A 24,432-nucleotide genomic window follows, 5' to 3' on the forward strand; every position below is an offset into this window, starting at 1 on the left:
CCGTATCGGTATTCCGACGCCGATTGTCGCCTTTTCTAAACAGACATTTCAGATATGCCGCCTTGGCTAAGATCACGCCGGCAAACGGCGTATTTCTGACAGACCGGCCGCGCTGCCGAAGCTTTGATGCCGGCATGACCGAACCAAGACGCAAGCGCGGCGCCGAGCGCACCAGCAACAGAGGCCCAGCGCCTATCGCGCAGCTGCCGCCCAGGCGGGTGACGAATCCCTATCCGCCGATGGCGTTGTTGTCATCAGACCAGATCGAGGCGATCCATCAGGCGTCGATGCATATATTGGAGAATTTCGGCATCGAGGTGATGAGTCCTCGTGCGCTGGCGCTGTTCGAGAAGGCTGGAGCCAGGGTCGACCATGCAACGGCGAATGTCCGCGTCGATCGCGGCATGATCGATGAGGCGCTGAAGACCACGCGGTCAGACTATATGCTGACCCCACGCAACCCGGCCAAGTCAATCCATCTCGGTGGCAACACCATCAATTTCACGCTTGTGGCCGGGCCTCCCAATGTGCACGACATGGAGCGCGGCCGCCGCGCCGGCAATCTGCGCGACTATGCCGATCTCACCCGCCTGGCGCAGCATTTCAACTGCGTCCACATGCTTGGCAACCAGGTCTGCGCGCCGGTCGAGCTGCCGGCCAACTCACGCCACCTCGACACCTACTTCACCAATCTGACGCTGACCGACAAGAGTTTCCATGTCTCGGCGATCGGTCGGGGCAGGGCTCTGGACGGCATCGAGATGATGGCGATTTCACGCGGGCTGACACTGGATCAGATGCGCGATGATCCCGGCGTCGCCACCATCATTTCGGTCAACTCGCCGCGGCGCTTCGACGAGATGATGGCCGAGGGGCTGATGACCATGGCCGAGTATGGCCAGTCGGTGGCGGTGACACCGTTCACGCTGATGGGGGCGATGAGCCCGGTGACGCTGGCCGGCGCCCTGGCGCAGCAGAATGCCGAGGCGCTGTTCGGCGTTGTGCTGACGCAACTCGTGCGTCCGGGCGCGCCGGTCATGTATGGCGCCTTCACGTCCAATGTCGACATGAAGTCGGGCGCGCCGGCCTTCGGCACGCCCGAAAACACCAAGGCCAACATCGCCTCGGGACAGTTGGCGCGGCGCTATGGCCTACCATACCGGACGACACCGGGCTCGGCCTCCAACGCCGCCGACGCACAAGGCGCCTATGAGACGCTGATGGCGCTGTGGGGGGCGGTGCTCGGCCACGGCAATCTCGTCTACCACGCCGCCGGCTGGCAGGAGGGCGGGCTGACGGCGTCGTTTGAGAAATTCATCATCGACGTCGAGATGATCCAGCACATGATGGAGTTTTTGCGCCCGATCGTGGTCGACGAGGCCGAGCTTGCCGTCGAGGCATTGGGCGCGGTGCCGACCGGCGGCCATTTCTTCGGCGAGCCGCACACGCTGGAGCGCTATGCGACCGCCTTCTACCAGCCGATGCTCTCCAACTGGCAGAATTTCGAAGCCTGGCAGGAGGCCGGCGGTCTCGACGCAACCGCGCGCGCGACGCGGCTGTGGAAAAAGGCGCTGGAAGACTATGTGGAGCCTGCAATGGATAGTGCCGTGCGCGAAGAGCTCGAGGCTTACATGGCCAAGCGGCGCGAGGCGATCGGGCAGGGCGAGCCGTGACTTTAGCGTCGGCGCGAGGCACTTCCCATCCCGATTCACATCACCCATCCAACTCGTTGATATCAGAGAAAAATTCATGAAATCGCATGCAAAGGTCGTGGTCATTGGCGGCGGTGTCGTCGGATGTTCCGTGCTGTTCCACCTCGCCCGCCATGGCTGGACCGACATCGTGCTGCTGGAGCGCGACGAGTTGACCTCCGGCTCGACCTGGCACGCGGCCGGCGGCATGCACACGATCAATGGCGACCCCAACGTCGCCAAGCTGCAGAAATACACCATCAACCTTTACAAGGAGATCGAGGAGCTGTCGGGCCAGGCGACCGGCGTCCACCTGACCGGTGGCGTGCTTTTGGCTGCAACCGAGGCGCGACTTGACTGGTTGTGCGGGGTGGTCGCCAAGGGCCGTTATCTCGGCATCGAGCTGGAGGAAATCTCGCCCAAAGAGGCGGCCGAACTGATGCCGCTGCTCGACCCCAGCCAGTTCGTCGGCGCCGTCCGCAACAAGGAGGACGGCCACCTCGATCCCTCGGGCGTCACGCATGCCTATGCCAAGGCGGCGCGAAAGCTGGGCGCCGAGATCGAACGGTTCACCAAGGTGGAGGACATCGTGCGCCGTCCCGACGGGATGTGGCGCGTCATCACCAACAAGGGCGAGGTGGTGGCCGAGCATGTCGTCAATGCCGGCGGCCTGTGGGCGCGCGAGGTCGGCCGCATGGTCGGGCTCGAACTGCCGGTGCTCGCCATGGAGCACATGTACCTGATCACCGAGGACATGCCGGAGGTCGCTGCCTGGAACCAGAAAACCGGGACCGAGGTCATCCATGCGGTCGATTTCGACGGCGAGCTCTATCTGCGCCAGGAGCGCGGCGGCATGCTGATGGGCACCTATGAGAAGGCCAACAAGCCGTGGTCAGAATACCAGACGCCCTGGAATTTCGGTCATGAATTGCTGGCGCCGGACATCGATCGCATCGCGCCGTCGCTCGAGGTCGGCTTCCGGCATTTCCCGGCTTTCCAGAACACCGGTATCAAGCAGATCATCAACGGACCCTTCACTTTCGCGCCGGACGGCAACCCGCTGGTCGGGCCGGTGCGCGGCCTGCCGGGCTTCTGGGTCGCCTGTGGCGTCATGGCCGGCTTCAGCCAGGGCGGCGGCGTTGGTCTGGCGCTGTCCAACTGGATGATCGAGGGCGATCCGGGCGCCGACATCTGGGCGATGGACGTGACGCGCTACGGCGACTGGGCGACCATGGCCTACACCAATGCCAAGGTGCGCGAAAACTATTCCCGGCGCTTTTCGATCCGCTTTCCCAACGAGGAACTGCCGGCCGGGCGGCCGCTGAAGACGACGCCCGTCTATGACCTGTTGTCGGCCAGGGGCGCGCAATGGGGCGTCGCCTACGGGCTGGAGGTGCCGCTCTGGTACGCGCCGGAAGGCGTCAAGGACGAGTTCTCATGGCGGCGCTCGAGCGACTTCACCCATGTCGCCGCCGAAGTCGCGGCGGTGCGCTCAGGCGTCGGCCTGTCGGAGATATCGAGCTTCGCCAAATACAAGGTGACGGGCGAGGGGGCGGCGGCCTGGCTCGACCGGATGCTCGCCTGCAAGCTGCCGAAGCCCGGTCGCATGACCCTGGCACCGATGCTCAAGGAAGACGGCAGACTGATCGGCGATTTCACGCTGGCCAATCTGGGCCCTCAAGATCGGGAAGAAGGGGGCTGGTTCCTGGCCGGCTCCGGCATTGCCGAGCAATATCACATGCGCTGGTTCGAGCAGCATCTGCCCGATGATGGCTCGGTCCACATCGAAGCGCTGGGGCAAAGGCTCACCGGCCTGTCGATCGCCGGTCCCAAGGCGAGGGACGTGCTGGCGAAAGCCACGCGCTGCGACATATCGAATGCGGCGTTTCCCTTCATGGCTATCGGCAAGATGGATATCGGCATGGCGCCTTGCCTGGTCGGCCGCGTCAGCTACACCGGTGATCTCGGCTACGAGATCTGGGTGGCGCCGGAATATCAGCGTGCGGCGTTCAACGCCTTGATGGCGGCGGGCGAAGAGTTCGGCATCGGCCTGTTCGGCTCGCGCGCGCTCAACGCGCTGCGTCTGGAGAAGAACTATGGCTCATGGGGGCGCGAATACCGGCCGATCTACGGGCCGCTGGAAGCCGGGCTCGACCGCTTCGTCGCTTATGGCAAGGAGGCGGATTTCATCGGCAAGGCGGCGGCGCTGGCCGAGCGCAAACAGGGTGGCAAGCTGCGGCTGCGCGCCTTCATCGTCGATGCCGATGATGCCGATGTCATCGGCGACGAGCCGATCTGGTTCGGCGGCGCGGTGCGTGGCTGGGTGACGTCGGGCGGTTATGCCCATCATTCGAAGAAGTCCGTCGCCGTGGGCTATGTGCCGAAGGAGATCGCCGACGAGAGCGACGGCTTCGAGATCGAGTTGCTGGGCAAGCGGCATGCTGCGCGCATGCAGGCGACGCCGCTGTTCGATGCGAATTTCGAACGAATGCGGGGGTGAGAGCGCATCCCCGCATAGGGCATCACGCGTTGCGGCGGTTGTCGAGCGCGAAGGCGCCGGCGCCGGCAAAGACCAGATAGAGGAAGATGAAGCAGAACGAGATCGCCGCGTCGCCGCTGTTGTTGACGGGGAAGAAGTCGCGCGGCATGTGCGCCGAGAAATAGGCGATCGCCATTTCACCGGCCAGGAGGAACGCGACCGGGCGGGTGAAAAGGCCGAGCGCCAGCAAGATGCCACCGGCGAATTCGAGGATGCCGGCGGTCGTGGTCAGCCCGGTAAGGGCGTGGGGTTGGGCGCTTACCGGGAAGTTGAACAGTTTCTGGCTGCCGTGTTCGATGAACTGCAGCGCGGTCATGATGCGCAACACCCCAAGCGCCTGCTGCTGGTACTTGGCAAGGCCTTCAAAAAGTTTCATCTCAACTCCATTTTTACCCTCCGGCCCGGCGATAGATTATCGCCCAGTGATGGACCATTCACTTCCCCTGGCATGTCATCAACAATCGGTGATTGAAAACGTTCCCCGGTATGCCTTCCCCATATTATTCTCGCCTGGGTTGTATTTTTGTCGCTATGGTTGTATTGACATAGGCACTCTGAACGTGTGGATTTCCTTGCCATGAAAAAAGTAATCATCAGCCTATTCGCACTCGTTGCAGGCACTAGCTTCGCCATGGCCGAGGATGCCGGCTGCGAGGCCTTCAAATGGCCGGTGACGCGCGAACAGGCGCTGTTTCCCGCTGCACCCTCAACGCCGTCCGGAGCGACGCTCGCAGTTGGTGCCGCCGCGGATCTGGCGTTGGTGCCGGCCGAGAAGGCCGGCTTTGCCGTGCCGCCCGAACACGCGCCGGCAGCGGGCACGTTCGGCGCCGTCGCCAGCGTGGCGGTGCCGCCGGAGGGAGCCATCCAGATCAGCCTGTCGGGCGAGGCCTGGATCGATGTCATCCAGGACGGCCATGCGGTGAAATCGGTGGGCTATAGCGGCGTCAAGACGTGCCCCGGCATCCGCAAGAGCGTGCGCTTCAAGCTGGCGGCCGGCCAAGCCACCGTCCAGTTCAGCGGTGCCAAGAAAGAGACCCTCAAGGTCGCGGTGCTGGCGCCGGAATGATCCGACGCCAGCAAGCGTGATATCAGCGGTTGGCGCGGACGCTACCGCACCGGCGCCATCAAAGCGAAATGCGCACCTTGCGGATCCTGGCATTGCACGATCCAGCTGCCACCGGGGACGTCCATCGGCCCCATCAGGATCTTGCCGCCATTGTCGGTGACGCGTTTGGCGGCCGCGTCGATGGCCGGGACATTGAAATAGAACTGCCAGACCGGCACCGGAATCTGCTCGGGCTTGTTCATGATGCCGCCACCGGATTCAGGGCCGGCGGTAAAGGTCTGGTAGATGCCCATCGGGCCCATGTCGAATTCGCCGGCATTGACCCAGCCGAACTGGCCGGAATAGAAATCGAACGCGGCCTTCCAGTCGCTCGTGTAGAGTTCGTGCCAGCCGATATGGCCCGGCGTGCTGGCCGGCACGACGGGCTGGTCCGGACCGTTCGGCTGCAGGAACATGAAGGTCGCGCCTTGCGGGTCGGCCACGACGGCGAAGCGGCCGACGCCTGGAATGTCGTCGGGCCGGCGGTGAACGGCGCCACCTGCTTTTTCCAGCGACGCCGTTGCTGCGTCGACATCCCTGGCGTGGATATAGCCCAGCCAGGCGGGCGGCATGCCCATCTTGGCCGCATCCTCGGGTATCGTCATCAGGCCGCCGACGCCGCGCTCGCCGACATTCATGACGATATAGCGCGGCATGCCCGGGGTCTTGTCGAAGGGCTCGGCCCGCCAGCCGACCACGGCGGTGTAAAAAGCCTCGGCGGCGTCGAGGTCTGATGTCATCAGTTCATACCAGAAGAAGGGCATCGGGGATTTTGGCATGGTCGGTCTCCTCACCGTTGTGCACCGATCGTCGTTCGATCCATCCTAGGACGATCTCGACGACAGAAATCCGACATCTGGGCTAGAAATCGGAAACGGCAAGGCGCAGCCTCCAGGCATCTTGCATGCCTTGCGATTTTCGCCTTTGCTTGGCGTCGAGAAGGGGGCCTCGATCCATGCGGCAGATGTCACTCACAGCCGAGCTTGTCGCACTGTGCCATCGCGAGGAGGCCGATCCCGGGCCCAGCGGCAGCTGGACACAACTGAGCGACGAGGATTTCCAGGCTCTCTCCGCGCGGCTGTCCGATGAAGCCGATGAGGGGCCGTTATGGGTGTTCGCCTATGGCTCGCTGATCTGGAAGCCGGCTTTCGAGTCTGTCGAACGCCAGCGCGCCACCGCCCATGGCTGGCACCGCTCCTTCTGCATCGACATGGTTCGCTGGCGCGGCAGCGTCGCGCAGCCTGGACTGATGATGGCGCTCGAACGCGGCGGGCGATGCGATGGCGTGATCTATCGTTTGCCGGAAGGGGAGAAGACTGCTCAGATCGAAAGGCTATTGCGGCGCGAAATCGACGATCATGAGAGCGTCGCTTCGGTCAGGTGGGTTCCGGTGCGTACGGCGCAAGGGCCGTTGCGGGCGCTGGGTTTCTGGGTCGGGGTGACGGGTAGAGGCACTTCGCTTGGGCAGCCGCTGGAGACTGTGGCACGGGTGCTGGCGCGCGCCTGCGGCCATGTCGGCTCCGGGGCGGAATACCTTTACAACACGGTCGGCCACCTCGAGGAATTCGGCATCCGCGACCGCAATCTTTGGACGTTGCAGCAATTGGTCGCCGATGAGATCAGGTCGATCCATGGCATTGGCATGGGCGGCGGCTCTATGCTTGCCTCACGCACCTTAACTTGAATGCTTGTGTCATCTTTTAGTTCAGCCTTTTCAGTGCCTTGCGTCAAAAATTGACCAATTGATAAAAAAATAAAATGTGCTAGCCTTCCCCAAAACGAAAACATGGGGAACTGAAAATGCCAGAGGGCCAGTTCAAAGAGGGTATCGTCGGCGGCCGACTTCTGCCCGACCAATACGCGGACAATTTTTCCGACCTGCATCCGCCGCTCGATCATCACGAGGCGCTGGTCGAATCCGACCGCTGTTATTTCTGCTACGACGCGCCGTGCATGAATGCATGCCCGACCTCGATCGACATTCCGCTGTTCATCCGCCAGATCTCGACCGGCAACCCGATCGGGTCGGCCAAGACCATCTTCGACCAGAACATCCTGGGCGGCATGTGCGCCCGCGTCTGCCCGACCGAGACACTGTGCGAGGAGGTCTGCGTGCGCGAGGTGGCGGAAGGCAAGCCGGTGCAGATCGGCCGCCTGCAGCGCTACGCCACCGACGTCGCGATGAGCGAGAACAAGCAGTTTTATCCACGTGCCGAACCAACAGGGAAGGCGGTCGCCGTGGTCGGCGCCGGCCCGGCCGGCCTTGCCGCGGCGCACCGGCTCGCCCGCCATGGCCATGACGTGACTATCCTGGAGGCGCGCCCGAAGGCCGGCGGCCTCAACGAATACGGCATCGCCGCCTATAAGAGCGTCGACAACTTCGCCCAGGCCGAGGTCGACTATGTCACCGCGATCGGTGGGATCGACATCCAGAACGGCAAGGCGCTCGGCCGCGACTATCAACTCTCCGACCTGATCCGCAATTACGATGCGGTGTTCCTCGGCATGGGGCTGGGCGGCGTCAACGCGCTGCGCGCCGATGGCGAGGATGCGGCCGGCGTCACCAACGCGGTCGAATTCATTGCCGAACTGCGCCAGGCCAGCGACCTCTCTGGTCTGCCGGTCGGCCGCCGCGTCGTCGTCATCGGTGGCGGCATGACGGCGATCGATGCCGCCGTCCAGTCGAAGCTGCTTGGCGCCGAAGAGGTGACGATCTGCTACCGGCGCGGCCAGGAGCATATGAACGCCTCCGAATTCGAGCAGGACCTGGCCGCCGCCAACGGCGTCACCATCCGTCATTGGCTGCAACCGAAGCGGGTGATTGCCGAAGGTGGCAAGGTGTCGGGCATCGAACTCGAATACACCGCCCTCGACGGTGACAAGCTTGCCGGCACCGGCGAGACGCTGACACTGGTTGCCGACCAGGTGTTCAAGGCGATCGGCCAGAGTTTTGTGCCGGTCGCACTCAACGGCAGTGGGGCGTCGATCGACCTCGAAGCCGGCCGCATCAAGGTTGACGAGGAGGGGCGCACCTCGCTGGCCAAGGTCTGGGCCGGCGGCGATTGTATTTTTGGTGGTGATGACCTGACGGTCTCAGCCGTTGCGCAAGGACGCGATGCGGCGGAATCGATCAACCGGGCACTGGCATCGAACGGGAGGGCATGAGCATGGCAGATATCAGAAACAATTTCGTCGGCATCAAATCGCCAAATCCGTTCTGGCTGGCCTCGGCTCCGCCGACCGACAAGGCCTACAACGTCGTTCGTGCCTTCAAGGCCGGCTGGGGCGGTGTCGTCTGGAAGACGCTGGGCGAGGAAGGCCCTCCGGTGGTCAACGTCAACGGCCCGCGCTATGGCGCCATCTGGGGTGCCGACCGGCGCCTGCTCGGCCTCAACAACATCGAGCTGATCACCGACCGCGATTTGCAGACCAATCTGCGCGAGATGAAGCAGGTCAAGATGGACTGGCCCGACCGCGCGCTGATCGCATCAATCATGGTGCCTTGCGTCGAGGAAAGCTGGAAATCCATCCTGCCGCTGGTCGAGGAGACCGGCGCCGACGGCATCGAGCTCAATTTCGGCTGCCCACACGGCATGTCGGAGCGCGGCATGGGCGCGGCCGTCGGCCAGGTGCCTGAATACATCGAAATGGTGGTGCGCTGGTGCAAGCAGTACACGCGCATGCCCGTCATCACCAAGCTGACGCCCAACATCACCGATATCCGCAAGCCGGCGCGGGCCGCACATGCCGGTGGCACCGACGCGGTATCGCTGATCAACACCATCAACTCGATCACCGGGGTCGACCTCGACAGTTTCGCACCGATGCCGACCATCGACGGCAAGGGTTCGCATGGCGGCTATTGCGGGCCGGCGGTGAAGCCGATCGCCATGAACATGGTGGCCGAGATCGCCCGCGACCCCGAAACCCGCGGCCTGCCGATTTCCGGCATCGGCGGTATCACCACATGGCGGGACGCCGCCGAATTCATGGCGCTGGGCGCCGGCAATGTGCAGGTCTGCACGGCGGCGATGACCTACGGCTTCAAGATCGTGCAGGAGATGATCGCCGGTCTCGAAAACTGGATGGACGAGAAGGGCCACCGCTCGCTCGACGACGTCATCGGCCGCGCCACGCCCAATGTCACCGACTGGCAGTACCTCAACCTCAACTATGTCGCCAAAGCGCATATCGACCAGGACGCCTGCATCAAATGCGGCCGCTGCCACATCGCCTGCGAGGACACTTCGCACCAGGCGATCACCAGCATGGTCAACGGCGTCAGGCATTTCGAGGTGATCGAGGCCGAATGCGTCGGCTGCAATTTGTGCGTCAATGTCTGCCCGGTCGACAATTGCATCACCATGGAGCCGCTGGCGGCGGGCGTGATGGACGAGCGCACCGGCAGACCCGTGTCGCCGGTCTACGCCAACTGGACGACACACCCGAACAACCCGATGGCCAAGGTGGCGGCGGAGTAGCGAGCAGATATTCGACGAAAAAAGCGGCGCCTTCGGGCGCCGTTTTTTCAGTTCCCTATTGCAGATAAAGTTTATCCACGATAAAAGATATCCATGAATTGGAGATTGGCATCATGAAGCTGGGCGAGGGCGTTGAGGCGGCCATCCACTGCGCGGCCACCCTGGCGAGCGTCGACGGCAACAGCACCATGCCGGGCGCTGCGCTGGCGGAATCCTTTGGCCTATCGGCGAGCTATTTGCTGAAGCATCTCAACATGCTGACGGCGTCCGGTGTTCTGGAATCGGTGCCGGGTCCGGCCGGTGGCTACCGGCTGGCACGGCCTGCCGAGCGCATAACACTGCTTGACATCGTGCTGGCCATCGAAGGGCGCGAGCCGGCGTTTCGCTGCGGCGAGATCCGCCGCAACGGTCCGGTCAAGATCGATGCCTCGGCCTATGTCAAACCTTGCGGCATCAACGCCGCGATGTTGAAGGCGGAGCGCGCCTACCGGGCAGCGCTGGCCGAGGTGAAGTTGTCTGACATCGTGGCGGATTACGCAGCGGAAGGCGACCCCAGATCGTTTGCCGCGAGCTGCGCCTTCGTGGAGCGCCATCAGCGGCCGCAGAAATCCAGTTCAACCAACCAAGCCTAACCTCCCCAAGGATGCGAAAGGAAAGACGATGAAACAGAGAATGCAGTTTTTCGCCAAGGCGCCGGAAATCATGAAGGCGGTGTCGGCGCTCAACAAGGCGGTCGACGAATGCGGACTGGAGGTGAGCCTGCTGCACCTGATCAAGCTCAGGGCCTCGCAGATCAATGGCTGTTCCTTCTGCGTCGAGATGCACAGCCGCGAGGCCAGGCGCGACGGTGAGACCGAACAGCGGCTCTATCTGATCGCCGCCTGGAAGGAATCGCCGCTCTTCTCCGAGCGGGAACGCGCCGCCCTCGCCTGGACCGAGGCAGTGACGCTGATCGCCAAAAATGGTGTGCCGGACCAGCTTTACATCCGCACGCTGGAGCATTTGTCGGAAGAGGAACTGGTCAAGCTGTCCGTCGCGGTCGGCATGATCAACACCTGGAACCGGCTTTGCATCCCGTTCCATGCCATCCATCCGATGCCGGCCGCCAAGGCGGCCTGATCGTTCCATAATCATGCGGGTCTGTTGAGGGCCCGCCTCGCTTTGATCTCCGGCGGATTCGGCGCATATGATGGCTCTGCGTTAATCGCTCTGTCGCGATTGTCCTGTATTGGCAAATACAGGTTCGCCCGTCGGAGCGTTCATTGAGCAGAGCGGGACTGCATTCTGGGCACGCGTTTCGGAAGCCTTCCATCAGGCGCTGTTTCCGTTCCGAGCTGTTGCGGAAGCCGTTGGCGGGCATCCGAGCGATATTCAGATATGGTGCTTCCTGTGTGGCGTCTTCTTCCTGGTGCTCGTCGCCATACAGACCTATGGTGACATCGTGCTCAGGCGACGCGGCGCCTTTGCCACCGGCAAGGTGGTCAGGATCGACAAATCGAGCGATGGGCCGGATACGCCGGTCATCGAATTCACCGATCGGCTGGGCAAGACGTGGCGTTTCGAGTCGCATCTGCCAGTCAACACAACGACCAGGAATGTCGGCGCGCTGGTCGAGGTAATGTACGATCCCCTTCACCCAAAGCGGGCACGCGAAGTGGGCCGCTCGTTGACGAAGGCAGTTCACCTCGTTGTCTGGTATGCGGTCGTTGCCGGGCTGATGGTGCTTGCCTTCTTGCCCGGCCTCATTTCCAATTAACTGTTGGCGGTTCAAGCGGCAAACCGCAGGCCGCCGTCGCAGGTCAGCACCTGGCCGGTCATGAAGCTGTTGGAGACGAGGAAGGCTATCGCCGAGGCGACGTCCTCGGCGCGGCCGATGCGGCCGACCGGTGTTTTTTCGGCATATTCGGCAAAGACCGCCTGCCGCTGCTCAGCGGGCAGAAAATCCCACCATGGCGTGTCGATGACGCCGGGCGCCACGACATTGACGCGTAGCGGCTTCAGTTCTACCGCCAGGATCGGCGCGACGGTCAGCAGCATGCCGTTGATGGCGCCGATGCCGGCGACGCCCGGCATCGCGACTTGAGCCGACACCGCCGAAATGAAGGTGACCGATCCCGATTTGTTCAGCGTCGGCAAGGCAGCCTGCAGGCAGGACAGTTGCGGCCGCACCTTCTCGTCGACGCCGCCGCCGATGTCTGCAAGGTCGAGCGTCTCGAACGGGCCAAGACCCTTGCCGCCGCTCGCCGCCAGAACGAGGTGGTCGAACGGACCGAGCCGGCCGAAGAACTGGCGCACCTCATCCGGCTTCGAAGCGTCGAAGGCGGCCTTGTCGGCGGCGCCGCCAAGGCTTTTCCAGGCGCTGACGAGCTTGTCCTGGTTGCGTCCGGTGATGGTGACCTTCATGCCCGGGCCGAGCAGTTTGCGCGCTGTCGCCAGGCCGATGCCGGACGAGCCGCCGATGATGACTGTGTGTTCGGTCCTGCTGGTCATGATTGTTCTTCCTTCGATTTTGGCGAAGCCAACCCGACGAGGTCGAGGCTCAGGCTGCGCAATTGACGTCTTGCCCTGGCGTCATAGGCCTGGGCGTCGGCGCGGGATTCGCGCAGGCCGTCGAAATAGAGGCCGCTGCGCCCTTCGAGCGCGGATGAGGTGGCGAGGTTCAAGATGGCGTCGCCGCCGGTTTCGACCGAACTCCATGGCGTCACGCCCGCCTGTCGGACCATGGTGGTGTTCATGTAGCTCGCCGGATGCAGCGCGTTGACGGTGACGCCGCTGCCTTTCAACTGCTCGGCCAGATCGACGGTGAACAGGATCTGCGCCAGTTTGCTCTGGCAGTAGGCGCGCACGCCGCTATAGCCGTGGGTCAGCATGACGTCGTCGAAATCGATCGCCTGCTGGCCGGCGGACGCGACGTTGACGATGCGCGCCGGGGCGCTTGCCCTGAGCAGCGGCAGCAGTTCCGAGGCCAGCAGGAAGCCGGCGAGATAATTGACGGCGAAGCGCAGTTCGTAGCCATCGGCGCTTGTCTGTCGCTTGTCGCCAGCAGTGCCGACGCCGGCATTGTTGATGAGGATGTCGAGGCGGGTTGTGCTGCTGCGCACGGCCTCGGCGAGGCGTCTTACCTCCGCCAGCGAAGCGAGATCGGCCGCGAAAAACTCGGCCTTGCCGCCGGCGGCTTCGATCTCGGCGACAACAGTCTTGCCGCGTGTGGCATCGCGGCCATGCACCAGCACGCGTGCGCCGGCGGCACCCAGCCTTTGCGCCACGACCCTGCCGACGCCGTCGGTCGAGCCGGTGATGAGGATGGTCTTGTCTTTCAATTCCATGTTCAGAGCCTCCTGTTGTCGCTCTGAACGCAAGATGGGGCGCTTTGCCCGTGGCAAACAGTTCAAACTTTATCCTGGTATCAATACTGCTATAATAGCCGGCATGGACGTTCCCGCTGCCTCCACCCGATCAACCGACGAGAGCCGCCGGCGCGAACTCGGCGCCTTCCTGCGTTCGCGCCGGGAAAGGCTGACGCCATCGGCCACCGGCATCGCGACAGGTCCGCGACGGCGCACGCCGGGTCTGCGGCGTGAGGAAGTGGCGATGATCGCCGGTGTCGGCACCACCTGGTACACCTGGCTCGAACAGGGCAGGGACGTGCGGCCCTCGGTGGAAGTGCTGGTGGCGCTCTGCGAGGCTTTGCGCCTCGACGCCGTCGAGAAGCGGCATCTGTTCATTCTGGCCGGCCGCCAGCAGCCGGAACGTCGTGTGGCGGCGCCCGAGAAGGTCGACGCCACGCTGTTGCATATGCTGCAAAGCCTGGTGCTGCAGCCCGCCTATGTCGTCGGCCGGCGTTGGGACGTTCTTGCCTGGAACGAAGCGGCCGTGGCGGTGTTCGGCGACTATGGCCTGCTGGAGGGCGATAGCAGAAATATCGTCCACATTGTGTTCACCAACCCGCACCACCGCCGCCTGCTGGTCGACTGGGAAGAACTCGCCCGCGTGGTGCTCGCCTCGTTTCGTGCCGAAAGCGCCAAATATGTCGGCGATCCCGATTTCGACAGGCTGATCGCGCTGATGATGAACTCAAGTCCCGAGTTCCGCGACTGGTGGCCCCGGCGCGATGTGGCGCGAAAACTGACCGGCGTGAAGCACGTCCGGCATCCCAAGGCAGGCTTGATGGCTTTCGAGCATATGAGCCTGTCGATCGACGACGGCTCGGACATGCGGCTGATCGTCTACACGCCGCTCGCCGAGCAGAACTCGATCGCCAAGCTGCAACAATTGCTCGACGCGATGCCGGCCGAACGGCGCAGCGCCTGAGATCCCTCAGCGTCGTCATCCATGGGCGGAGCGGGAGCAAAGCGCCGTCGCGGAGACCCTGGGATCCATGCCGCGACCCAGATTGAAGAGCGCGGCGGAGCAGAATTCTGGATCCGTTGTGCCGCTTTAAAGTCAAGGCATGGATCCTATGGTCTGAGCCGCGTCGCTTCGCTCCTTGCTCCGCCATAGGATGACGAAAAGACGAGACCTCAGTTTTTAGGCTTCAGCCCATCGAGGAACAATTGCTCGAGGAAGCGGGCAGCGTCCTCGAAGCGACCGTCGCCGCCGCGGTTTGGTCCCAGCACGGCGCGGACCTGGACGTCGAAATCGGCATAATGCTGCGTCGTCGCCCAGATCGAGAAGATCAGGTGCCAGGGATCGGTCCGGGCGATCTTGCCGGCGCGCATCCAGCCCTTGATGACGGCGGCTTTCTCGTCGACCAATGTCTTCAACTCGCCCACCAGCAACGGCATGATGCGCGGCGCCCCCTGCAGGATCTCGTTGGCGAACAGCCGGCTCTCGCGCGGAAAATCGCGCGCCATTTCCAGCTTGCGCCTGATATAGCTCCTGAGTTCGGTCATCGGATCGCCGATGTCGTCAAGTTCCCTGAGCGGCGCCAGCCAGGTTTCGAGCAGCCGCTCCATCAATGTCTCGTGAATGTCTTCCTTGCGGCGGAAATAGTAGAGCAAGTTCGGCTTCGACATGCCGGCGGCTTCGGCGATCTGGTCGATGGTCGAGCCGCGGAAGCCGTTGGTGGAGAACACTTCGAGCGCGGCCTCCAGGATCAGTTCGCGCTTTTCCTGCTGGATGCGGGTGCGGCGAGGGGCTTGCGTGCTCGTGGTCACCGTTGCGGCCCCTCGCATAGACGGTCATCTGGACCAATTCTCTGGACCAGTTTTTCTCCAGCCTGTGGAACGCACTTCAGGAGCCGCATTTCCGCTAGTAATCCATTGACCGCCGACAGGGCGGTGCTAACGTTTGTCCAATCGGTCAAAATTTGCGTAGCATGAATGCGCGGCAAAGACCAAGCGTTGGACGCAGCGAAACAGGTTACAAGGGGAAGTCTTGGTCATGTCCAACCGGCTGAAAGTCACGCCGAACGATCTCAGCGCATTCTGGATGCCGTTCACGGCAAACCGGCAGTTCAAGCAGGCGCCGCGCATGTTCGTGTCCGCCAAGGACATGCATTACACGACCAGCGACGGCCGCAAGGTGCTGGACGGCACCGCCGGCCTGTGGTGCGTCAATGCCGGCCATTGCCGTCCGAAGATCACGGAGGCGATCCAGCAACAGGCCGCCGAACTCGACTACGCCCCGGCCTTCCAGATGGGTCATCCGATCGTGTTCGAGCTGGCCAACCGCCTGGTCGATGTCGCGCCCAAGGGCATGGACCATGTGTTCTTCACCAATTCCGGTTCGGAATCGGTCGAGACGGCGCTGAAGATGGCGATCGCCTATCACCGCGTGAAGGGCGAGGGCTCACGCACCCGCCTCATTGGTCGCGAGCGCGGTTATCACGGTGTCAATTTCGGTGGCATCTCGGTCGGCGGCATCGTCACCAACCGCAAGATGTTCGGCACGCTGCTGGGCGGCGTCGACCACATGCCGCACACGCACCTGCCGGAGAAGAATGCCTTCTCCAAGGGCGTGCCGGAGCATGGCGCGGAACTCGCCAACGAGCTGGAGCGTATCGTCGCTTTGCATGATGCCTCGACCATCGCCGCCGTCATCGTCGAACCGGTCGCCGGCTCCACCGGCGTCATCCTGCCGCCGAAGGGCTATCTCGAGAAGCTGCGCGAAATCTGCACCAAGCACGGCATCCTGTTGATCTTCGACGAGGTCATCACCGGTTTCGGCCGTCTCGGCGCACCGTTCGCCGCCGACTATTTCGGCGTCACGCCCGACATCATGACCACCGCCAAGGGTGTCTCCAACGGCGTCATCCCGATGGGTGCCGTGTTCGTGAAGAAGGAAATCCACGACGCCTTCATGACCGGCCCGGAGCACATGATCGAGTTCTTCCACGGCTACACCTATTCGGGCAATCCGATCGCCTGCGCCGCCGCACTCGGCACGCTCGACACCTACAAGGAAGAGGGCCTGCTGACGCGTGGCGAGGAGCTGGCGCCTTATTGGGAAGACGCGCTGCATTCGCTGAAGGGCGAGCCGCATGTCATCGACATCAGGAACATCGGCCTGATCGGTGCGATCGAGCTGGCGCCGATCGCCGGCAGCCCGACCAAGCGGGCCTTCTCGGCCTTCGTCAAGGCGTTCGAGCGCGGCGCGCTGATCCGCACCACCGGCGACATCATCGCGCTGTCGCCGCCGCTGATCATCACCAAGGGCCAGATCAACGAACTGATCGACCATGTGCGCGAAGTGCTGCGGTCGATCGACTGAGGCACTACCGCGGCCACCCTCCCGACGCAGGCGAGAGTCGCCGCAAACCGGCAGGTCAGCGCGGCGCCGCGCTGACCCGAACCTATTGTGGCAAAGGGCGGCCGCGGTCAGGCGGGCTGTGCGCCGATTCCGGTCAGGATCACCCGTTTGATATTTTCCTTGGCTTCCCGCCATTGCCGGTCGGACAGAGGCTTGCCGCCGTTGAGCGTCTCGATCTGATGGCCGAAATCGGCATAATGCTGGGTCGCCGCCCAAAGCATGTAGAGCAGGTGGCGCGGATCCACCGGGTCCATCTTGCGTTCCTCGATCCAGCGCCGGATGATCTCGACGCGGCCGTCGGTCCATTCGCGCAGCGTCGATTCCATATAGTCCTGAAGCACCGGCGCACCGTGCATCACTTCGGAAGCCCAGACCTTGGAGCCGTCCGGATGGCGGCGCGATATCTCCATCTTGGCGTCGATATAGGCACTGATGCCGTCTATCGGCCCGCGCGCCGCGTCGAAGCAATTGGCGGCCTGTAGCCAGATTTCAAAAATGTTCTGGACGACGGATCGGTAGAGCTCTTCCTTGGTGGCGAAATAGTAGTGGAGATTTGCCTTTGGCAAACCCGCCAGATCGGCGATCAACTGCATCGTGGCGCCGCCAAACCCCGCCTCGGCGAATACCTTTTCGGCGGCGACGAGAATGGCTTTTTCGTTCTCCCGGCGGATGTCCTGGCGCCGCATGGGGCGGGTGGCTTCGGTCATGTCTTCCCCAAGATTCTAGTTGACCGCTTGGTCAGGTTGTGTACTCTGAAAGCTGACCATACGGTCAGGATGCAAATCACTCAAGGGGCGACAAGACTCCTGGTGTAGATGGGAACTCGAGATGGCCGCACCCGGCGAAAATCTGCGAATCAATTCAGACCGCTTGTGGGATTCCATCATGGAGATGGCGAAGATCGGCCCCGGCATTGCCGGCGGCAACAATCGCCAGACCGTGACCGACGAGGACGGCGAGGGCCGGCACCTGTTCAAGCGCTGGTGCGATGCGGCCGGGCTCGAAATGGGCGTCGACGAGATGGGCACCATGTTTGCCCGCCGCGAAGGCACCGACCCCAGCCTGCCGCCGGTCTATGTCGGCAGCCATCTCGATACGCAGCCGACCGGCGGCAAGTATGACGGCGTTCTCGGCGTTCTCGGCGGCCTGGAGATCGTGCGCTCGCTCAACGATCTCGGCATCAAGACGAAACATCCGATCGTCGTCACCAACTGGACCAACGAGGAAGGCGCGCGCTTCGCCCCTGCGATGATGGCCTCCGGCGTGTTCGCCGGCGTGCTCGACCAGGCCGATGTCTACGAGCATGCCGACAAGAACGGCAAGAAATTCGGCGAGGAACTGGAGCGCATCGGCTGGAAGGGCACCGAGAAGGTCGGCGACCGCAAGATTCACGCCTTCTTCGAACTGCATATCGAACAGGGCCCGATCCTGGAGGACGAAGGCATCGACATCGGTGTCGTCACCCATGGCCAAGGGCTGAAATGGCTGCAGGTGACGCTGACCGGCAAGGAGGCGCATACAGGCTCGACGCCGATGCCCAAGCGCCGCAACGCCGGGCTCGGCATGGCTCGTGTAATCGAACTGGTGCACGAGATCGCCATGGACTACCAGCCCGATGCCGTCGGCGCGGTCGGCCACATGGAGGTCTATCCCAACTCGCGCAATATCATCGCCGGGCGCACCGTCTTCACCATCGACATCCGCTCGCCGGAGAAGGAAGTGCTCGACGCCATGGATGGCCGCATCCGCGAAGGCATCGACACGATCTGCGACGCGCTCGACATCCGATACGAGATCGAGCAGGTCGGTCATTTCGATCCGGTCACTTTCGACAAGGGCTGCGTCAAAGCGATCCGCGATGCCGCCGATCGGCTCGGCTATACGCACCGCAACATCGTCTCAGGTGCCGGCCACGACGCCTGCTGGATCAATCGCGTCGCGCCGACCGCCATGGTGATGTGCCCTTGCGTGGATGGGTTGAGCCACAACGAGGCGGAAGAGATCACCAAGGAATGGGCCGCGGCCGGAGCCGACGTTCTGTTCCACGCGGTGGTGGAGACGGCCGTCATCGTGGAGTGAGCCAAGAGATTTACCTTCAAACGTCGCTCACCAAGAAGCGCGAAGAGAAGAACAGGGAACAGCAAAATGACCAAAGTCATCAAGAACGGCACCATCGTCACCGCCGATCGCACGTGGAAGGCCGACGTGCTGATGCAGCACGGCAAGATCGTCGCCATCGGCTCGGGCCTGCATGGCGACCATGAGTATGATGCCACCGGTTGCTATGTGATGCCGGGTGGCATCGATCCGCATACCCATCTCGAAATGCCGTTCATGGGCACCTATTCCGCCGATGATTTCGAATCCGGCACGCGCGCGGCCCTTGCCGGCGGCACCACCATGGTGGTCGATTTCTGCCTGCCGTCCCCACAGCAATCGCTGCTCGAGGCCTTGCAGATGTGGGACAACAAGACCTCGAAGGCTGCCTGCGATTATTCCTTCCACATGGCGATCACCTGGTGGGGCAAGCAGGTGTTCGACGAGATGGCCACCGTCGTCGACAAGGGCATCACCTCGTTCAAGCACTTCATGGCTTACAAGGGCGCGCTGATGGTCGACGACGACGAGATGTACGCGTCGTTCCAGCGCTGCGCCGACCTCGGCGCACTGCCGCTGGTGCATGCCGAGAATGGCGATGTGGTCGCCGCTCTGTCGCAGAAGCTGCTCGCCGCCGGGAACAATGGCCCCGAAGGGCATGCCTATTCTCGCCCACCGGAAGTGGAGGGCGAGGCGACCAATCGCGCCATCATGATCGCCGACATGGCCGGCGTGCCGCTTTATGTCGTGCACGTCTCCTGCGAGCAGAGCCACGAGGCGATCCGCCGGGCGCGCCAGAAAGGCATGCGGGTATTCGGCGAGCCTCTGATCCAGCACCTGACGCTCGACGAGAGCGAGTATTTCGACAAGGACTGGGACCATGCCGCGCGTCGCGTGATGAGCCCGCCCTTCCGCAACAAGCTGCACCAGGATTCGCTGTGGGCCGGCCTGCAGGCAGGTTCGCTGCAGGTGGTGGCGACCGATCATTGCGCCTTCACCACCGAGCAGAAGCGCTTCGGCGTCGGCAATTTCACCAAGATCCCCAACGGCACAGGCGGCCTCGAGGACCGGCTGCCGGTGCTGTGGACCAAGGGCGTCAACACCGGGCGGCTGACGATGAACGAGTTCGTCGCCGTGACCTCGACCAACATCGCCAAGATCCTCAACATGTATCCGAAAAAGGGCGCCATCGTCGAAGGTGCCGATGCCGACATCATCGTCTGGGATCCTAGCGCCAAGAAGACGATTTCTTCGAAGAAGCAGCAGTCTGTCATCGACTACAACGTCTTCGAAGGCGTCGAGGTGACGGGTCTGCCGCGCTTCGTCTTCTCGCGCGGCGAGTTGTCGATCGAGGAAGCCGAGGTGAAGGCGAAGCCCGGCCATGGCCAGTTCGTCGGCCGCGAGCCGAACGCCGCGGTCAACCGGGCGCTGTCGACCTGGAAAGAGATCACCGCGCCGCGCAAGGTCGAGCGGACCGGCATTCCGGCGACCGGGGTTTGAGGATGCGGACTCTTGCTCCCGCGATGGCGGCAACCGCGATACTGACCTTGGATGGCAACACCCATATGGAAATGTCTCGGTGCCGATGATTGCCGAGGTCGGCGCCGCCCCTCATCTGCCTGCCGGCATCTTCTCCCCGTATAGAGACGGGGAGAAGGACGCCGTCGCGAAGGATTTCGCCAATCGCCTGCGTTGCCAGAAAGAGCACCGAGGTCGCACTCATCGCCCTTCTCCCCGTCACTATACGGGGAGAAGTGCCCGGCAGGGCAATGAGGGGCGGCGCCGGCCTGAGGCAATTGTTCTACCTGCATTCCCCATGCGGACTGCCCACCGGCCAATGCCGGTCTCAGGCGACCAGCGCATCCAGTTCCGGCAACAGGACGACGCTTTCCTGTTCGTTGGGGTCGGTGCGGGCGATGACGGCGGAGGAGGGGCGTTGCTCAGATTGGCAGGCAAATGCGGCACCCCTGCGGGAATGTAGAAGAGGTCACCGGCCTTGACGACGATGTGATGCTCCAGCCGGTCGCCATACCAGGTATGGACCTCGCCGGACAGCACGTAGATCGCCGTTTCATGGTTCTCGTGCAGATGCGCCTTGGCGCGGGCGCCGGGCGGCATGGTGAGCACGTGCATGCAGATGCCGGAAGAGCCGACCGACTCGGTGGCGATGCCGGCGAAATAGGTCAGACCCTGCTTGCCTTCATAAGTGCTTTCAGGGCGGATAAGATGACAAGTGGGTTTAGGCGACATCGGGAAACTCCGGGCGTCGGTTGAGTGGAACAAAGTCAGCAGGACTGAAGGCCAATGGGACGGGTCGAATGGAAAACAACATCGCGATAAAAGCAATCGGAATCGGGACGGCGCCGCGGGAACAGGCAGGCCGCAACCGATGACGGGAACTTCGCCAGCCGTCGTTTCGGCAAACAAACTTGGCCTCACCTTCCAGACCAATGACGGGCCGGTGCAGGCGCTGTCCAATGTCGACCTGACCATCGGCAAGGGTGAGTTCGTCTCCTTCATCGGGCCGTCGGGCTGCGGCAAGACCACTTTGCTGCGCGTCATCGCCGATCTGGAAAAGCCGACCTCGGGGGCGATTTCGGTCAACGGCATGACGCCGGAACAGGCGCGCGAGAAACGCGCCTATGGCTATGTCTTCCAGGCAGCCGCCCTATTTCCCTGGCGCACCATCGAACGCAATGTCGCGCTGCCGCTGGAGATCATGGGCCTGTCCAGGGCCGAGCAGGCGGAGCGCATCAAGCGCACGCTCGACCTCGTCAATCTCAGTGGCTTCGAGAAGAAGTATCCCTGGCAGCTTTCCGGCGGCATGCAGCAGCGCGCCTCGATCGCGCGTGCGCTCGCCTTCGACGCCGACCTCCTGCTGATGGACGAGCCGTTCGGCGCGCTGGACGAGATCGTGCGCGACCACCTCAACGAGCAATTGCTTGAACTGTGGGGACGGACGAACAAGACCATCTGCTTCGTCACCCATTCCATTCCGGAAGCCGTCTACCTGTCGACGCGCATCGTCGTCATGTCGCCGCGTCCGGGCCGGGTCAGCGATGTCATCGAATCGACGCTGCCGAAGGAGCGGCCGCTCGACATCCGCGAGACGCCGGAGTTCCTGGCGATCGCCGCGCGCGTGCGCGATGGGCTGCGGGCAGGGCATAGCTATGATGATTGAGTGGGGGCAGCATGAGCTTCCTCCTCTCCCCCACGGGGAGAGGGTGGCCGGAGCGAAGCGGAGGTCGGGTGAGGGGGCAGCGCCGACAGATCCGACCAAAAGGAAGGTCGGGGCAACCGAACGCGCCCGAAGGCTGCGGGTTGACGAGACCGAGGCTGAATACAGACTTTGGGGCGAACTGAGAGGCCGTCATCTCAACGGTTACAAATTTGTGAGGCAAGTGCCTCTCGGCCCCTTCATCGCCGATTTCGTTTGCCGCGAGAACGGCCTGATTGTCGAACTTGACGGCAGCCAGCACGCGGATTCCCCAGCCGATGCCGTGAGAACCGCTTGGCTGAACGGCCAAGGGTATTCCGTTCTGAGATTCTGGAACCACGAAGTGTTGGCCGAGCGCCGAGCGGTCCTTGATACGATCTTGGCTTGCCTTGACGGAAAGATTTCTACCCCCTCACCCGACCTCCGCTTCGCTCCGGCCACCCTCTCCCCGTTGGGGAGAGGAGGGCGCCAGCCCGGCGAGGATCGCTAGATGGACACCTTCCGCGACAAACTCATCCCGGTCACCTCGATCCTCGCCGGCGTCATCGTGCTCTGGTACGTTTTCGCCGTCATCCTCAACGCGCCGTTTCAGCGCGATCTCGACACCCGCGCAAAAGAAACGCCAGGCACTGTCGAATTCATCGGCAAGACGCTGTCGCAGCCGAAGCCGACGCTGCCGGCACCGCATCAGGTGGCGGTGAATTTCTTCGAGAACACTTTTCTGCGGCCCGTCACCTCGAACCGCAGCCTGGTCTACAACGCCTGGGTAACGCTGTCGTCGACGCTGCTCGGCTTTGCCTTCGGCACCGCGCTCGGCATCGTCATCGCCGTCGGCATCGTCCATGTGGCGACGCTCGACCGCAGCCTGATGCCGTGGATCATCGCCTCGCAGACCATTCCGATCCTGGCGGTGGCGCCGATGATCATCGTCGTGCTGGCGGCCATCGGCATCACTGGCCTGATCCCGAAGGCGATGATCTCGACCTATTTGTCGTTCTTCCCGGTCACCGTCGGCATGGTGAAGGGGCTGCGCTCGCCCGAACTTATGCATCTCGACCTGATGCATACCTACAATGCCAGCCGCGCGCAGACCTTTTGGAAATTGCGCGTGCCGGCCTCGGTGCCGTTCCTGTTCACCTCGATGAAGGTGGCGGTGGCGGCGAGCCTAGTCGGCGCCATCGTCGGCGAACTGCCGACCGGCGCGGTCGCCGGCATCGGCGCCAAGCTGTTGGCAGGCGCCTATTACAGCCAGTCCATCGACATCTGGTCGGCGCTGGTCGCCGGCTCCATCGTGGCGGCGCTGCTGGTGATGGTGGTTGGCATCGCCGGGCGCATTGTTGACAGCGCGATGGGCGGGAGGCCGGCATGAACCGGCTGAAACCTTCCTGGCAAGCGGCGTTGGCGATCCTGCTGTGCCTTATCGCGGTTGCGCTCGGAGCGATCGCGGCGCCAAAAGTGGATCCGCTGGCGCAGCCCGCGGGGACGTTGATCTATCCCTATGCAGCCACGAGCTGGCTGATCTTTGGCGCGCTGCTTCTCGCCGCTTTGATCCCGATGGCCAAAGTACCGTCCGTGGTCGAAGCCGTCGTGCTTTTCATCGGTGCGCATCTGGCGGCCTGGTTGCTCATCGGCGGCATTGCCGGCTTCGAAGGTCTGGCGCGGGCGCCATATTTCCTGCTGCTCGGGGCCGGCTGGCTGCTTGGCTGGCGTTGCGTCGCGGTCTTGTCTGGACTGCGCCCTACGGCAAGCTGGGCACGGACCGCGCTGCGCCTGATCATCCCTGCAATCTTCGGCGCGTGGATCCTGATCATCTGGGAGGCCGTCACGCGGGGCGCCGGCATTCCCTTCATCCTGTTGCCGCCGCCGAGCGCCATCGGCGCGCGCATCGCCAGTTCGCTGCCGGTGCTCGGTGCCGATGTCCGGCAGACCATCTTCAAGGCGGTGCTCTTCGGTTATGTCGTGGGCAGCGGCGCGGGCTTCGTCACCGCTGTTCTCGCCGACCGCGTGGCGTTCCTGCGGCGCGGGCTCTTGCCGATCGGCAACATGGTCTCGGCGCTGCCGATCATCGGCGTGGCGCCGATCATGGTCATGTGGTTCGGTTTCGACTGGCAGTCCAAGGCGGCTGTGGTCATCATCATGACCTTCTTTCCTATGCTGGTGAACACCGTCGCCGGGCTCGCCGCGTCCGGCCATATGGAGCGCGACCTGATGCGCACCTATGCGTCCGGCTATTGGCCGACGCTCGTCAAGCTGCGGCTGCCGGCGGCGGCGCCTTTCATCTTCAACGCGCTGAAGATCAATTCGACGCTGGCGCTGATCGGCGCCATCGTCGCCGAGTTCTTCGGCACGCCAGTCGTCGGCATGGGATTCCGCATTTCGACCGAGGTCGGGCGGATGAACATCGACATGGTCTGGGCCGAAATCGCAGTTGCAGCACTTGCGGGTTCGGTCTTTTATGGCGTGGTCGCCCTTGTCGAAAGGGCCGTCACGTTTTGGCATCCCTCTGTCCGTGGTGGATAGGGGCGGTGGGTTTAAGGCACTAACTTCAGAGG

Annotated in this window: 23 protein-coding genes and 1 pseudogene; 17 read left to right on the plus strand and 7 right to left on the minus strand. The window is 63.2% G+C overall.

Annotation, left to right across the window (positions count from 1 at the left end; all coding sequences use genetic code 11):
* Positions 1-134: 134 nt before the first annotated feature.
* Together LB543_RS10670 and LB543_RS10675 are read left to right on the plus strand one after the other, a co-directional pair.
* Positions 135-1,673: a trimethylamine methyltransferase family protein gene (locus LB543_RS10670; protein ID WP_224614066.1), complete on the plus strand. Its 1,539-nt coding sequence runs from the start codon at positions 135-137 to the stop codon at positions 1,671-1,673.
* Between the two features lie 76 nt (positions 1,674-1,749).
* Positions 1,750-4,191 carry an FAD-dependent oxidoreductase gene (locus LB543_RS10675; protein ID WP_224614067.1) on the plus strand — a complete coding sequence of 814 codons (2,442 nt, stop codon included), beginning with the start codon at positions 1,750-1,752 and terminating at the stop codon, positions 4,189-4,191.
* A 22-nt stretch (positions 4,192-4,213) separates the two neighbouring features.
* Here LB543_RS10675 and LB543_RS10680 read toward each other — a convergent pair whose 3' ends face one another.
* Positions 4,214-4,606, minus strand: coding sequence for a DoxX family protein (locus LB543_RS10680; RefSeq protein WP_224592012.1), 393 nt, complete (start codon positions 4,604-4,606; stop codon positions 4,214-4,216).
* A 201-nt stretch (positions 4,607-4,807) separates the two neighbouring features.
* On the opposite strand from LB543_RS10680, the gene LB543_RS10685 reads away from it, so the two are divergent.
* The gene (locus LB543_RS10685; protein ID WP_224614068.1) at positions 4,808-5,296 is read left to right on the plus strand and encodes a hypothetical protein; all 489 of its coding nucleotides are present in this window, start codon (positions 4,808-4,810) and stop codon (positions 5,294-5,296) included.
* A 41-nt stretch (positions 5,297-5,337) separates the two neighbouring features.
* Here LB543_RS10685 and LB543_RS10690 read toward each other — a convergent pair whose 3' ends face one another.
* Positions 5,338-6,114: a VOC family protein gene (locus tag LB543_RS10690; protein WP_140759031.1), complete on the minus strand. Its 777-nt coding sequence runs from the start codon at positions 6,112-6,114 to the stop codon at positions 5,338-5,340.
* Between the two features lie 176 nt (positions 6,115-6,290).
* Here LB543_RS10690 and LB543_RS10695 point away from each other — a divergent pair, with 176 nt between their 5' ends.
* From LB543_RS10695 to LB543_RS10720, 6 genes are all read left to right on the plus strand, one after another.
* Positions 6,291-7,019 carry a gamma-glutamylcyclotransferase gene (locus LB543_RS10695; protein WP_224614069.1) on the plus strand — a complete coding sequence of 243 codons (729 nt, stop codon included), beginning with the start codon at positions 6,291-6,293 and terminating at the stop codon, positions 7,017-7,019.
* Positions 7,020-7,135: 116 nt separating this feature from the next.
* A complete protein-coding gene (locus tag LB543_RS10700; RefSeq protein WP_224614070.1) occupies positions 7,136-8,500 on the plus strand; it encodes an NAD(P)-dependent oxidoreductase in 1,365 nt (454 codons plus the stop codon).
* Positions 8,501-8,502: 2 nt separating this feature from the next.
* Positions 8,503-9,816 (plus strand): NAD-dependent dihydropyrimidine dehydrogenase subunit PreA, encoded by a 1,314-nt coding sequence (preA, locus tag LB543_RS10705; protein WP_224614071.1) that lies wholly within the window; start codon positions 8,503-8,505, stop codon positions 9,814-9,816.
* Positions 9,817-9,929: 113 nt separating this feature from the next.
* Positions 9,930-10,448, plus strand: coding sequence for an RrF2 family transcriptional regulator (locus LB543_RS10710; protein ID WP_140811959.1), 519 nt, complete (start codon positions 9,930-9,932; stop codon positions 10,446-10,448).
* 28 nt (positions 10,449-10,476) lie between these two features.
* Complete coding sequence (locus tag LB543_RS10715; protein ID WP_224614072.1) at positions 10,477-10,935, plus strand: carboxymuconolactone decarboxylase family protein; 459 nt, start codon at positions 10,477-10,479, stop codon at positions 10,933-10,935.
* A 109-nt stretch (positions 10,936-11,044) separates the two neighbouring features.
* Complete coding sequence (locus tag LB543_RS10720) at positions 11,045-11,572, plus strand: DUF3592 domain-containing protein (protein ID WP_224614073.1); 528 nt, start codon at positions 11,045-11,047, stop codon at positions 11,570-11,572.
* A gap of 11 nt (positions 11,573-11,583) precedes the next feature.
* Here the strand turns inward: LB543_RS10720 and LB543_RS10725 are convergent, their stop codons facing one another.
* On the minus strand, positions 11,584-12,306 hold the full coding sequence (locus LB543_RS10725) for an SDR family oxidoreductase (protein WP_224614074.1): 723 nt from the start codon (positions 12,304-12,306) through the stop codon (positions 11,584-11,586).
* Positions 12,303-13,142 carry an SDR family NAD(P)-dependent oxidoreductase gene (locus LB543_RS10730; protein WP_224614075.1) on the minus strand — a complete coding sequence of 280 codons (840 nt, stop codon included), beginning with the start codon at positions 13,140-13,142 and terminating at the stop codon, positions 12,303-12,305. Before LB543_RS10730 ends, LB543_RS10725 begins: the two co-directional genes overlap by 4 nt.
* A gap of 103 nt (positions 13,143-13,245) precedes the next feature.
* Here LB543_RS10730 and LB543_RS10735 point away from each other — a divergent pair, with 103 nt between their 5' ends.
* A complete protein-coding gene (locus LB543_RS10735; RefSeq protein ID WP_224614076.1) occupies positions 13,246-14,127 on the plus strand; it encodes a helix-turn-helix transcriptional regulator in 882 nt (293 codons plus the stop codon).
* Positions 14,128-14,336: 209 nt separating this feature from the next.
* Here LB543_RS10735 and LB543_RS10740 read toward each other — a convergent pair whose 3' ends face one another.
* The gene (locus LB543_RS10740; RefSeq protein ID WP_224614077.1) at positions 14,337-14,972 is read right to left on the minus strand and encodes a TetR family transcriptional regulator C-terminal domain-containing protein; all 636 of its coding nucleotides are present in this window, start codon (positions 14,970-14,972) and stop codon (positions 14,337-14,339) included.
* Between the two features lie 226 nt (positions 14,973-15,198).
* Between LB543_RS10740 and LB543_RS10745 the strand changes: the two genes are divergently transcribed.
* Complete coding sequence (locus tag LB543_RS10745) at positions 15,199-16,527, plus strand: aspartate aminotransferase family protein (protein ID WP_140759012.1); 1,329 nt, start codon at positions 15,199-15,201, stop codon at positions 16,525-16,527.
* 107 nt (positions 16,528-16,634) lie between these two features.
* Here LB543_RS10745 and LB543_RS10750 read toward each other — a convergent pair whose 3' ends face one another.
* Positions 16,635-17,273, minus strand: coding sequence for a TetR/AcrR family transcriptional regulator (locus tag LB543_RS10750; RefSeq protein ID WP_224614078.1), 639 nt, complete (start codon positions 17,271-17,273; stop codon positions 16,635-16,637).
* A 121-nt stretch (positions 17,274-17,394) separates the two neighbouring features.
* Between LB543_RS10750 and LB543_RS10755 the strand changes: the two genes are divergently transcribed.
* Together LB543_RS10755 and hydA are read left to right on the plus strand one after the other, a co-directional pair.
* Complete coding sequence (locus tag LB543_RS10755) at positions 17,395-18,645, plus strand: Zn-dependent hydrolase (RefSeq protein WP_224614079.1); 1,251 nt, start codon at positions 17,395-17,397, stop codon at positions 18,643-18,645.
* Between the two features lie 66 nt (positions 18,646-18,711).
* Complete coding sequence (hydA, locus tag LB543_RS10760; RefSeq protein ID WP_224614080.1) at positions 18,712-20,163, plus strand: dihydropyrimidinase; 1,452 nt, start codon at positions 18,712-18,714, stop codon at positions 20,161-20,163.
* 346 nt (positions 20,164-20,509) lie between these two features.
* On the opposite strand, the pseudogene LB543_RS10765 reads toward hydA, so the two are convergent.
* Positions 20,510-20,913 (minus strand): annotated as a pseudogene (locus LB543_RS10765) (cupin domain-containing protein).
* Positions 20,914-21,052: 139 nt separating this feature from the next.
* Between LB543_RS10765 and LB543_RS10770 the strand changes: the two are divergent.
* The 4 genes from LB543_RS10770 to LB543_RS10785 are packed head-to-tail and all read left to right on the plus strand — an operon-like array spanning position 21,053 to position 24,400.
* Entirely contained in the window at positions 21,053-21,844 is a 792-nt protein-coding gene (locus LB543_RS10770; RefSeq protein WP_140759008.1) for an ABC transporter ATP-binding protein, read from the plus strand.
* Complete coding sequence (locus LB543_RS10775) at positions 21,837-22,370, plus strand: endonuclease domain-containing protein (RefSeq protein WP_411908758.1); 534 nt, start codon at positions 21,837-21,839, stop codon at positions 22,368-22,370. Before LB543_RS10770 ends, LB543_RS10775 begins: the two co-directional genes overlap by 8 nt.
* Positions 22,371-23,249: an ABC transporter permease gene (locus LB543_RS10780; protein ID WP_224614081.1), complete on the plus strand. Its 879-nt coding sequence runs from the start codon at positions 22,371-22,373 to the stop codon at positions 23,247-23,249. It begins immediately after the preceding gene.
* Entirely contained in the window at positions 23,246-24,400 is a 1,155-nt protein-coding gene (locus tag LB543_RS10785; protein ID WP_224614082.1) for an ABC transporter permease, read from the plus strand. The genes LB543_RS10780 and LB543_RS10785 overlap by 4 nt, the downstream gene beginning before the upstream one ends.
* Positions 24,401-24,432: the final 32 nt, after the last annotated feature.

The sequence above is a fragment of the Mesorhizobium sp. ESP7-2 genome (assembly GCF_020164715.1).
Lineage (GTDB): Bacteria > Pseudomonadota > Alphaproteobacteria > Rhizobiales > Rhizobiaceae > Mesorhizobium.